Here is an 11,500-nt window from a genome sequence, read left to right as displayed (position 1 = left end):
TTAGTTTTTCGCATGAAGAACTAATTAAAGGAGTAATCCGCTTTGAGATGGACCCGCGGCGCATTAGCTAGTTGGTGAGGTAAAGGCTCACCAAGGCGACGATGCGTAGCCGACCTGAGAGGGTGATCGGCCACATTGGAACTGAGACACGGTCCAGACTCCTACGGGAGGCAGCAGTGGGGAATATTGCACAATGGGCGAAAGCCTGATGCAGCAACGCCGCGTGAGTGATGAAGGCCTTCGGGTTGTAAAGCTCTGTCTTTTGGGACGATAATGACGGTACCAAAGGAGGAAGCCACGGCTAACTACGTGCCAGCAGCCGCGGTAATACGTAGGTGGCGAGCGTTGTCCGGATTTTACTGGGCGTAAAGGATGCGTAGGCGGATATTTAAGTGAGATGTGAAATACCCGAGCTTAACTTGGGTGCTGCATTTCAAACTGGATATCTAGAGTGCGGGAGAGGAGAATGGAATTCCTAGTGTAGCGGTGAAATGCGTAGAGATTAGGAAGAACACCAGTGGCGAAGGCGATTCTCTGGACCGTAACTGACGCTGAGGCATGAAAGCGTGGGGTAGCAAACAGGATTAGATACCCTGGTAGTCCACGCCGTAAACGATGAGTACTAGGTGTAGGAGGGTCCAACCTTCTGTGCCGCAGTTAACACAATAAGTACTCCGCCTGGGAAGTACGATCGCAAGATTAAAACTCAAAGGAATTGACGGGGGCCCGCACAAGCAGCGGAGCATGTGGTTTAATTCGAAGCAACGCGAAGAACCTTACCTGGACTTGACATCCCCTGAATAGTGCAGAGATGCATGAAGCCCTTCGGGGCAGGGGAACAGGTGGTGCAGGTTGTCGTCAGCTCGTGTCGTGAGATGTTAGGTTAAGTCCTGCAACGAGCGCAACCCTATCATTAGTTGCTACCATTAAGTTGAGCACTCTAGTGAGACTGCCCGGGTTAACCGGGAGGAAGGTGGGGATGACGTCAAATCATCATGCCCTTATGTCCAGGGCTACACACGTGCTACAATGGTAGGTACAGAGAGATGCAAGACCGCGAGGTGGAGCAAAACTCAAAAACCTATCCCAGTTCGGATTGTAGGCTGCACTCGCCTACATGAAGCCGGATTGCTAGTAATCGCGAATCAGAATGTCGCGGTGAATACGTTCCCGGGCCTTGTACACACCGCCCGTCACACCATGAGAGCTGGCACACCCGAAGTCCGTGGAGGTAACCTGTAAAGGGGCCAGCGGCCGAAGGTGGGGTTAGTGATTGGGGTGAAGTCGTAACAAGGTAGCCGTAGGAGAACCTGCGGCTGGATCACCTCCTTTCTAAGGATAATACAGACAGGTAATGCTGTCTGAAAGACTGGTTGTTTAGCCTCTGTTTAATCTTGAGGGTTAAAATCCTAAATGGATTTAACGGGTAATTTAGCCGAATACTTTCGGCATTAAGAATTACCCCGGGACTACAGTTTGTAGTAGGGGGGTAACTTAGGAGATTACTCGTCATAAATACCTCAATTGTTCTTTGAAAATTGCACAGTGAAGAACGTTAAACAATCGCAATTGTTTAACAAAGTAAAGCTAAAGGTAAATTACTTATACGAAAGTATATTTAACACCTTTGTAGATTTTATTGAACTAAAACCAGAAAATTGATAGAAGCGAGCAGTTCAAGGAAGGACACGAGTGAAGAGCGGAGTTTACTTATGGTAAATGAGTATCTGAACGAGAGGCCTGACGCAGAAATGTGTTGTAAATATTGATTTTAAGGTGAAAGTAGAAAATTGATAGTAACGAGCAATTCGAGGAGAGGCTTGAATGAGGAGCAGAGTTTACTGACTGGTAAATGAGCACCGCAATGAAAGACTTGACGAAGAAGTGCGAAGTTAATAGCAATTTTCGGTATAGGTCAAGCTACAAAGGGCGCATGGTGAATGCCTTGGCACCAGAAGCCGAAGAAGGACGCGATAAGCTGCGATAAGCTTTGGGTAGGCGCAAATAGCCAGTGATCCAGAGATTTCCGAATGGGGCAACCCACATTACTAACGTAATGTACTGTAAACTGAATTCATAGGTTTATAGAGGTATACCCGGGGAACTGAAACATCTAAGTACCCGGAGGAAGAGAAAGAAAAATCGATTTTCTAAGTAGCGGCGAGCGAAAAGGAAAGAGCCCAAACAGGAACTTGTTCCTGGGGTTGCGGATAGACCATAAATACTGCAATTTTTTAACTGAAGAGAGCTGGAAGGCTCCGCCGTAGAAGGTAAAAGCCCTGTAAGTGAAAAAAAAGAGCAGTCAGGTCTAATCCAGAGTACCACGAGACACGTGAAACCTTGTGGGAAGCAGGGAGGACCACCTCCCAAGGCTAAATACTAACTGGTGACCGATAGTGAAGCAGTACCGTGAGGGAAAGGTGAAAAGAACCCCGGAAGGGGAGTGAAATAGAACCTGAAACCGTGTGTCCACAATCAGTCGAAGCACTTTTATGTGCGACGGCGTGCTTTTTGTAGAACGAGCCAGCGAGTTACGATGTGTAGCAAGGTTAAATACTTAAGGTATGGAGCCGAAGGGAAACCGAGTCTGAATAGGGCGAAAAGTTGCATGTCGTAGACCCGAAACCGGGTGACCTATCCATGGACAGGTTGAAGCGGAAGTAAAATTCCGTGGAGGACCGAACCACGTTGGTGTTGAAAAACCATGGGATGAGCTGTGGATAGCGGAGAAATTCCAATCGAACTCGGAGATAGCTGGTTCTCCTCGAAATAGCTTTAGGGCTAGCGTTTTGAATGAGTAATGGAGGTAGAGCACTGAATGGGCTAGGGGCTGACAACAGTTACTGAACCCTATCAAACTCCGAATGCCATATACTTGAATCAAAGCAGTCAGACTACGAATGATAAGATCCGTGGTCAAAAGGGAAACAGCCCAGACCATCAGCTAAGGTCCCAAAGTGTAAGTTAAGTGGAAAAGGATGTGGGATTTCTAAGACAACTAGGATGTTGGCTTAGAAGCAGCCACTCATTTAAAGAGTGCGTAATAGCTCACTAGTCGAGAGATCCTGCGCCGAAGATGTCCGGGGCTAAAACTTACCACCGAAGCTATGGATTGATACGTAAGTATCAGTGGTAGAGGAGCTTCCTGTATGGGTTGAAGTCGTACCGAAAGGAGCGGTGGACTGTACAGGAGTGAGTATGCTGGCATAAGTAGCGAGAAATAAGTGAGAATCTTATTGGTCGAAAACCTAAGGTTTCCTGAGGAAGGCTCGTCCGCTCAGGGTTAGTCGGGGCCTAAGCCGAGGCCGAAAGGCGTAGGTGATGGACAATCGGTTGATATTCCGATACCGCCAACTGACGTTATTACAAATGGGATGACGCAGGAGGATAAGATTTGCGCACTATTGGATGTGCGTCTAAGCGTTTAGGTATACAGGATAGGCAAATCCGCCTGTATTAGCTGAGACGTGATGGGGAGCCCTTATGGGCGAAGTATCTGATTCCACGCTGCCAAGAAAAGTCTCTATGGAGGATGTTGGCGCCCGTACCGCAAACCGACACAGGTAGGTGAGGAGAGAATCCTAAGACCAGCGGAAGAATTGTTGTCAAGGAACTCGGCAAATTGACCCCGTAACTTCGGGAGAAGGGGTGCCTACGCAAGTAGGTCGCAGAGAATAGGCCCAAGCAACTGTTTAGCAAAAACACAGGTCTCTGCTAAAGCGAAAGCTGAAGTATAGGGGCTGACGCCTGCCCGGTGCTGGAAGGTTAAGGGGAATACTTAGCGCAAGCGAAGGTATGAACTTAAGCCCCAGTAAACGGCGGCCGTAACTATAACGGTCCTAAGGTAGCGAAATTCCTTGTCGGGTAAGTTCCGACCCGCACGAATGGCGTAATGATTTGGGCACTGTCTCGACAACAAATCCGGCGAAATTGTATTGCGAGTGAAGATGCTCGCTACCCGCGATTGGACGGAAAGACCCCGTAGAGCTTTACTGTAGCTTAGCATTGAATTTCGGTATTGTCTGTACAGGATAGGTGGGAGACTGAGAAACAAGGGCGTCAGCCTTTGTGGAGTCAACCTTGGGATACCACCCTGACAGTACTGGGATTCTAACCGGCGGCCATGAAACTGGTCACGGGACACAGCTCGGTGGGCAGTTTGACTGGGGCGGTCGCCTCCAAAAAAGTAACGGAGGCGCCCAAAGGTTCCCTCAGAACGGTTGGAAATCGTTCGAAGAGTGCAAAGGCAGAAGGGAGCCTGACTGCGACACAAACAAGTGGAGCAGGGACGAAAGTCGGGCTTAGTGATCCGGTGGTTCCTCGTGGGAGGGCCATCGCTCAACGGATAAAAGCTACCTCGGGGATAACAGGCTGATCTCCCCCAAGAGTCCACATCGACGGGGAGGTTTGGCACCTCGATGTCGGCTCGTCGCATCCTGGGGCTGAAGTAGGTCCCAAGGGTTGGGCTGTTCGCCCATTAAAGCGGCACGCGAGCTGGGTTCAGAACGTCGTGAGACAGTTCGGTCCCTATCCGTCGCGGGCGTAGGAAATTTGAGAGGAGCTGTCCTTAGTACGAGAGGACCGGGATGGACTGACCTCTGGTGCACCAGTTGTTCCGCCAGGAGCACAGCTGGGTAGCTATGTCAGGACGGGATAAACGCTGAAAGCATCTAAGCGTGAAGCCCACCTCAAGATAAGATTTCCCATAGCATAAGCTAGTAAGACCCCTTGAAGAACACAAGGTTGATAGGTTAGAGGTGTAAGCATGGTAACATGTTCAGCTGACTAATACTAATAGGTCGAGGGCTTGACCAAAAAATAGTTAACAGTGTAGAGTTGAGAATTAAGAGTTAATGATGATTTTCACTAGCGTGAAAATCTAAAATTTAAATTAATTAAGCTCCACATAAAAAAGCTATACTTATCACTGTGCAATTTTCAGAGAATAATATTCTCATAAGAGTTAATAATTTATTGTGTATAAAGTTATTAGTTAGTATAATTATCGTTTTTTCGACGATAGGAGAAAAAATAACCATAACTCTTAACTATTAATTCTTAACTCTCAACTAAATAAATCTGGTGATTATGACGTAAAGGCAACACCCGTTTCCATTCCGAACACGAAGGTTAAGCTTTACAGTGCTGATGGTACTGCACGGGAGACTGTGTGGAAGAGTAGGTCGTCGCCAGGTAAGTAACAGGAAGACACTAGGTTTTGATACCTAGTGTTTTTTTATGCATTTAGCAAGTTCAGGCAAGCCTTCGCAAACACCCCAGAGGTGTAAATTTTGGAAACTTTGCAATAATCAATAGTAAACAAATAAAGTGGAGGATTTTGATTATACCGACGAAAAAGAGAGAATGGTATCCATATGTAAAGTCTTATAATAAAAAATAAATTTAAGTTTTAATTATATGTTTAGAAGATTACTTCGCTACATTTGGCTCCAAATTCCTAGCAAAATTAGCAGTGATGAGATAAGAAATAAAATGTTTAATGCTATTTTGTTAGCTAATGGCTATGCCAGGCAGGCTACTTATATTCCAGATATAAAGTATAGCGGTTATTTTGGAGAATATGTAAAGGAGGCGAAGATGGAGAGTAAGGGGATTTGGGGTATTGAGTAAGGATAATGACTATTTTATCACAAAAAAATTGTTTATGTTAATAATTTGTTGGGATATAATATAATAAAAGTATTATTTATTGGAGGAAGTGCTATGGAAAAGCTAAAAGGACAAAATAGTTTATATGAGCAGTTTTTAAAATATTCATATAAAGACCTAAAAGAATTATTTAAAAAAGCTAAAACAAAAGAAGAACAAGATTTTTATATCACTTTATCTGATATAGTGTTGCAAAAAGAACAAGAAAAAGTAATAGGTAAAGATTAATGGCGACTTACACTATATTTGCAGGGGTAAATGGTGCTGGAAAAACATCAATTTATAAGTCTATTTATTATGAAGAAAACAAAGATGAAGAAAGAATAAATACAGATGAAATGGTAGCAAGAATAGGTTCATGGAAAGATAATAATCTTCAAATTAAATGTGCAAGAGAAGCGGTAAAACTGATAGGATACTATATTAAAAATGATATATCCTTTAATCAAGAAACTACTCTTTCAGGTAAAAGTATTATTAGAAATATAGAAAAAGCAAGGCAGGAAGGTTTTTATGTTGTAATGAATTATATTGGAGTTGATAATCCTGATATTGCTAAAGAAAGAGTTAGAATTAGGGTTTTAAAAGGTGGACATGGAATTCCTGAAGAATCTATAGAAAGAAGATATTATGAATCACTGGATAACTTAAAAAATGTACTAGATTTATGTAATGAAATAAATATATATGATAATACTAATAAATTTACCCATGTAGCTTATATATGTAATGGAAAAATTACGTGGAAGAGGAGTGTAACTCCTAAGTGGAGCGATTATATTCTAAAATAGACTAGCTTAGTACTAATACAGTAAGCTAGTCTATTTTAGTCAAGCTCAGGGAGGCTTAAAAAGGTATATTTATACTAAGAAAAGTAACACCAGAACAATTTCTTATATTTAAGCATTGGGTAGCAAGCTCAAGACAAGTCTCTCGCAATGGTGTCTGACCCCATTGCAGGGACCCCGAGTTCCTGCTTGCTATTACCATTTAAATTTACTATGTAGTATATATTAAATATATTTTGGACAGTTTATGAGATTATTTTGCAGAGTCGATAGTAATTGTATAGTGAACATAAACATCAGGATAATCTTTTACAGGAAGCCAGTATTTAATTTTTTCAGAACCTACATGTTGAACTTGAGCTTTGTTGGAGGTAATTGCCTCGTTTGCCATACAGCCTTTATGAGCTTCGGGAGTTCCAATTGCAAAACATGGTACTTCTGTTTTCATTCCCATACTTTGTGCAGTTTCATTTACAGCTAATACTGTTTTGTTTTTGTGGATTAAGCGAACTGGTGCCGGAAAGCTGTCCCACATTATATGAAAAGCTTCAATAACTTTTTCATCAATCATTGTTAATTCCTCCTATATAAAAACTCTAAAATCGGTTTACATAACTAATTATACCAATTAAGAATAATACTTGTCTACAAATAATAGCAAGATTGACACTAAGGGAAGAAATCAGAAAATTGAAGAAGGAAAATGCAACACTAAAAGAAAAAGTTAAGGTAGCAATGTAGCCAAAATGTATAAGAATAGTTTTGATAAAACCTATAATAACCCAGAATATTATGGTGATTATTATAGATATGATGCATTAGGATAACTATTAATGAGGCTTTTGTCTTTAATTAGACATAAGCCTATTAATGCGTGTGCTGAATATTCTATTGAACTATTTTATTATATCAATTAGAATAAAGGTGGAATACAAGTTTGCCCACGGTGCCCCCGTTGCACCAACGGTTTGTGTTTGTTTAGAATGAGTGAAGACTGTGAAAGTAATATTTGAATTTAAAGATGTAGAAGGAAACGTACTTACAGACAATAGTATTCAAAAAAAATTAACCAACTATGAAATACTTGTAATTCTAAACAGCAAGCAAGTAGATTTTCCAGTTAACAATGGGTTTTTCTTCACTATTAAACACTGTATAGTAGAAAATTCTATAAAAAACTTCACCAAACATAAAGTAAGTTTCAATTGAGTTAAATTTATTCTAATGCCTATACTAGTGCCTTCAGTATATATAAGCTGAAGGCACTTTTATTATTTGGGCAGCTAAATATGAAAATGCCTTCTTAGTAAAATAATAGTTTCAGGGAGGGATTTCATGATATTTAAGAGTATTATTCTTAATTTTAAGGATAGCTCCAACTAAACAGAATACCAGTGTAATGGTTGCTAATGTAATACTCTAAATGAAAAAGGGCCATTTAGTCAATCAAATGATTAGATGTCTTTTTATTTGTAAAAATCCACAGTGACTTTTACAAATACTACAAATAATTATATAATAATGTCGTAAATAAAAAATAGGGAGAATAAGCATGATATTCAAAAACATACCAGAAAACTTCTTTGCACCATTATCTTCCAAAAATAAAAATACCTACTGGGATTGTATTTACATACTATATACCATAATGAGCAGTCAACTGTCCTTTGGTGTTGAAAGGGAACTTGTGATAGACCAGCTTCAAGATTATTTTGAAAGCAGTGTTGTTGATATTACTGAAGATGATGTCACCGTATCAGGCAGTAGAGACAAGGCCACTCTTTTTATAAGGAAACTTATTGATTATGGATGGATAAATAGTGAAACTACAAATAGTTATGTTCAGCTGATACATTTTAATGATTATGCTGATGAGATAAAGAAGGCTTTTAAGAAAGCTGGAAAAGAAGTAGAACCGAGGATAATATGTGAACTTTTAAGAGTAACCGATGATAAATGGAAAAATGCTATAGAAGGTTATTTAAATACTCAAAGATTCTATCTACTTGTGGAACCTGAGGATTTTAATCTTGCCCTTAATGTATATGAAAATATACGTAAAAATAGAGGACTTCATTCTGCTGGACTAATTAATACTGGTAGGTTAGAGAAATACGACAATTGGGAAGAAAATACGCTAGCATCCATTGTAACCTCTCAAAGTATATGGGCTAAGCGATTTGTAAATATGATATTGGGTAAGGTAACTCTCTGTGAGAAGGTTGAAGAGCTAAAGCAGTATAACTGTTCAATAACTCCAGGCTGTATGCTATATCAAAATCATGTTGCAAGAGCTATTGATCCTAAGGTATACAATACACCCTATATAGGAGAAGATGCGTATAAAATTCAGTTAGAACAAGCAGTAAAGGAAAAAGAAATTTTAGAACAGCAGAGAAATGAAATACTAGAAAGATTAAAATATCTTGAAGCATATAGGGAAGTGCTTAATAAGGATAACGAGACAAATATAAAATATAAATTGGATACTCTGCCAAAGTTAAAAGCCAGTGAAGAGCAATTAAAAAATCTAAAAAGGGAAAAGCTTGAGCTTGAAAAGAATAATAATTTTCTTCAAAAGAAAATGGTTATTGAAGGGATTAAAAAGGAAATAGCTAACCTGGAAGGCAAAAAGGAAGAATTGATCAAGAAAAATGGTTTTAACGAAAATGAAATACGTAATCAAGACAAAGCTAAAGAATTTAAGAAATCACAGCTGGAAATGCAAAAAGAGGATTTGGTTAATATACAGCAATCACTAGGTGAGCTTTTAAGTAGTGCCGAGAAAGAGTATGTCAGTTTAGTAGAGGTTAAAAACCTTACTAAACTGAAAGAAGATTATGAAGGGACTAAAAAGAGAGCAGAAACATCAAGAAGTAACTTTGAAGGAACCTTAAGGGAAAAACAATATAAATATAAGTCAGAGCATGATTTTGGCGCAGAGGCAGCTTTTAAAGGGGCAAAACTATTTATAGAGGAATTGGATAAATTAAAGAATTCTGAGCTACTTACTTACGAGGAGAAGGTATACGCTGCAAGAAAAGGGGCTGAACTTGAGTTTAAGGAACAGTTCTTATCCAAACTTCAGGAAAATATTAAGAAGGCACAAGGAGAGTTTAAACACTTAAATAAAGCTCTTAAAGATATTAAATTCGGAAGTGAGTCTTACGAATTTAAATACACAGAAAGTAAGCGTTTTGGCAAGTATTATAAGATGATAATGGATGATTTTAATATAGTGGAAGGTTTTTCACTTTTAAGTGGTCAGTTTAATGATATACATAAAGAGGTAAGTGTAAGTAAAAAAGCCAGCGAGGAAATGATCTAACGTTATTTTCATGTGCAAATTAATAACTTTAGAGCACAGATAGGTATCTTTCACCTATAGAGATAACAAACTTATAAAAAGGGTATTTATCACATTATGTAGAATATATAGTAAAAATGATACATAATATGATAATTGTAGGTGGGATATTTTATGATTAATGAAAAAGAAATAGAAAATTCATTTGAATTAGCATTAGTGAATGCCTTAAAAATACCAGGAGTTAAGATCAACCGAAGAGAATTTTTAATTAAAACATTTGATAATTATGCAAAAGATAATGGCATCGATATTTTACAAATATTAGATAGAGGACCAGTTGAGGCAGGAATAAGCATTAGTACACTAGATAAGATAGCAGTATCTTTAGTTGAAAAACGTACACTTCAAAGTACTGGCGCATCTTTCGCAGCAGGATTACCAGGAGGCCTAGCTATGGCCGCTTCAATACCTGCTGATACTTTACAATTTTTTGGTGTAGCTTTGCGCTTATCACAAGAGTTAGCATACATATATGGTTATAAAGATATGTATGTAAATGGTAACGCTAATAGTGAAGAAGTCAAAGGAAATCTAACTCTATTTTTAGGAGTTATGTTTGGTATAGGTGGTGCATCATCTACATTAAAAGTAGTTTCTGCAAGTATTTCAAAACAGGTTCTAAAGAAGTTACCTCAAAAAGCGTTAACTAAAACAGTATACTATCCAGTAATTAAAAAGATTGCGGCCGCTATAGGTGTGAAAATAACTAAACAGACATTTTCAAAGAGTGTCTCAAAAATTATTCCAGTATTAGGTGGAGTAATATCGGGTGGTCTTACATATTTATCAATGAAACCTATGGGCAATCGGTTAAAAGATACTTTATCAGCTTCAATTAATTATACTGAGGAAGAATTTAATCGGGATTTAAAAGAAATGTCTAATGTTATTGACATGGAGTTTACAGAACTAGAAGATAATGAAGAAAAAAGTAATGATAATTCTGCTAAGAGTGAAGCGGCATTTAGTGTTGCCGATGAATTACTTAAATTCAAACAGTTGTTAGATATGGGAGTTATCACAGAAGAAGAGTTTAGTATGAAAAAACAAGAGTTGTTATATGGAAAAGCATAAATTAAAGTTATGCATTTAGCAATAGTTTAGCTAAAATAGAGTATTTATCTATATGATTATAAGATTTATTGGTTTTTGTGAATGTATGAGGAAACAAAATCGGCGAAGAGATTAGCAGTCAATTGCTGATCTCTTTCTTATATGGTAAGTTAATGAAAATATGGCTTCTTTAGTATATAAATTTAATGTATAGATATAGGGATGCTATAGTTAGAGAAAGTTCGGGTAAACAACACTCACAAAGGTACCTGGTTCCCCTCGTAAAATGTCACAATTTCAGTAGCAAGCTCAAGACAAGTCTCTCGCAATGGGGTCTGACCGTGCGCCAAGCAAAGGGCGTAATATATAGTAGGTGGGAAGCCTACATGGCAAAGTTTAGCCAACAGCCATTAGCGAGTCTTGGGCTCTTTGGGGTGACCCAAAGAGTTAAGCGTAGACAGTTAACTAGTGGGTCATAAACCGAGAGAGGCTGAAGCTAGTAGCTCCGAAATCCCAGTGGGTAAAGTCGATATGGTGGTCTGTATAGAAGACAGCACTGATATAATCGTTGCTGGTAAGAGGATATCAGTTTACCCGGAGTCGTAGAGCATGACACGCT

At 39.2% G+C, this 11,500-nt stretch carries 7 protein-coding genes and 3 rRNA genes; 9 read left to right on the top strand and 1 reads right to left on the bottom strand.

The features are described from left to right. The 6 genes from CLMAG_RS29740 to CLMAG_RS29725 all read left to right on the top strand — a co-directional run. Positions 1-1,332 (top strand): 16S ribosomal RNA (locus tag CLMAG_RS29740); the annotation flags it as partial. Positions 1,333-1,913: 581 nt separating this feature from the next. Continuing rightward, positions 1,914-4,815: ribosomal RNA gene (locus tag CLMAG_RS29735) — 23S ribosomal RNA — on the top strand. A gap of 263 nt (positions 4,816-5,078) precedes the next feature. Further along, a 5S ribosomal RNA gene (gene rrf / locus CLMAG_RS29730) occupies positions 5,079-5,195 on the top strand. Between the two features lie 223 nt (positions 5,196-5,418). Then, positions 5,419-5,631, top strand: coding sequence for a thermonuclease family protein (locus CLMAG_RS31365; RefSeq protein WP_073393368.1), 213 nt, complete (start codon positions 5,419-5,421; stop codon positions 5,629-5,631). A 93-nt stretch (positions 5,632-5,724) separates the two neighbouring features. Further along, positions 5,725-5,898: a hypothetical protein gene (locus CLMAG_RS32140; RefSeq protein ID WP_139264275.1), complete on the top strand. Its 174-nt coding sequence runs from the start codon at positions 5,725-5,727 to the stop codon at positions 5,896-5,898. Continuing rightward, entirely contained in the window at positions 5,898-6,461 is a 564-nt protein-coding gene (locus CLMAG_RS29725; protein ID WP_066631120.1) for an ATPase, read from the top strand. The genes CLMAG_RS32140 and CLMAG_RS29725 overlap by 1 nt, the downstream gene beginning before the upstream one ends. A gap of 250 nt (positions 6,462-6,711) precedes the next feature. Here the strand turns inward: CLMAG_RS29725 and CLMAG_RS29720 are convergent, their stop codons facing one another. Then, on the bottom strand, positions 6,712-7,029 hold the full coding sequence (locus CLMAG_RS29720; protein ID WP_066631119.1) for a hypothetical protein: 318 nt from the start codon (positions 7,027-7,029) through the stop codon (positions 6,712-6,714). 425 nt (positions 7,030-7,454) lie between these two features. Between CLMAG_RS29720 and CLMAG_RS29715 the strand changes: the two genes are divergently transcribed. The 3 genes from CLMAG_RS29715 to CLMAG_RS29705 all read left to right on the top strand — a co-directional run bounded on the left by CLMAG_RS29715 (position 7,455) and on the right by CLMAG_RS29705 (position 10,902). Beyond that, positions 7,455-7,667 carry a hypothetical protein gene (locus CLMAG_RS29715; RefSeq protein ID WP_066631117.1) on the top strand — a complete coding sequence of 71 codons (213 nt, stop codon included), beginning with the start codon at positions 7,455-7,457 and terminating at the stop codon, positions 7,665-7,667. Positions 7,668-8,010: 343 nt separating this feature from the next. Beyond that, positions 8,011-9,786: a Wadjet anti-phage system protein JetA family protein gene (locus CLMAG_RS29710; RefSeq protein ID WP_066631115.1), complete on the top strand. Its 1,776-nt coding sequence runs from the start codon at positions 8,011-8,013 to the stop codon at positions 9,784-9,786. A 153-nt stretch (positions 9,787-9,939) separates the two neighbouring features. Continuing rightward, positions 9,940-10,902, top strand: a complete 963-nt coding sequence (locus CLMAG_RS29705; protein WP_066631114.1) for an SHOCT domain-containing protein — start codon at positions 9,940-9,942, stop codon at positions 10,900-10,902. The last annotated feature ends 598 nt before the right edge of the window (positions 10,903-11,500 follow it).

The sequence above is a fragment of the Clostridium magnum DSM 2767 genome (assembly GCF_001623875.1).
Classification (GTDB): domain Bacteria; phylum Bacillota; class Clostridia; order Clostridiales; family Clostridiaceae; genus Clostridium_AM; species Clostridium_AM magnum.
Note: the sequence above shows the minus strand (reverse complement) of the source record. Positions and strands in the feature narration are given on the sequence as shown.